Source organism: Calyptranema fuscum S582 (genome assembly GCF_055793305.1).
Window position 1 is genome coordinate 1 of the sequence record NZ_JBSLYH010000138.1, and the last position, 661, is coordinate 661.

The 661-nt window shown below is 56.9% G+C and carries 1 protein-coding gene; it reads right to left on the minus strand.

All coding sequences use genetic code 11. From position 1 onward, the window contains the following. The coding region (locus tag ACR6Z4_RS32215) for a hypothetical protein (protein WP_479721401.1) at positions 1-661 on the minus strand (661 nt) is incomplete at both ends.

Here is a 661-nt window from a genome sequence, read left to right on the forward strand (position 1 = left end):
CGCCAGGGGGAACGCCCACCGGAGCCAGCGACGAGCTTTGGGGATGTAGTGTTGGGGATTGCCCTGCTTTGCCTGGTAAATGCGGATTTCTGCCATGTCGCAGTAGATCTCGTAAATTCCGTCTACTTCACCTAACTGACGGGCATAGCGCCAGGTCTGAATCTTGGCTTCGATGCACTGGGGGAGCCGCTCTTGCTTGTAGTAGACCGTACCAAACAGGTCGTAGGCATTGCGAATCGGTCTCAGAGACTCAATCCCCCGCGCCAACTCCAGGGACTTGAGGGCACAGGTCTCCGCCTCCGCCCAGTCCTGCCGCGCCAGTGCTACCTGCCCCAACCCCTTCCATGCCTCACACTGATCAAACCCAGGAAAATCATAACTCTCGGTAATCTCACAATAGGCATTTATTGCTGCTTGCATCTTCCCCATCTTTTGCAATAAGTGTCCAAATTGATACAAGTAGCTGCTTAGGTAATAGCCTGGTGCATCATAATGGCGACGACGCAGGGCCAGGGCTGCTTCCATCTCACTCAGGGCAGCCTCCAGTTTTCCCTGGTTCTTCCACAGCAGTCCTCGCTGAAGCCGCAACCCAGCAGCCCAGTTGCGCTTGCCCACCCCCGCCAGCCAGTCCAGCCCCCGGTCAATCACCCGCTCCAGATCC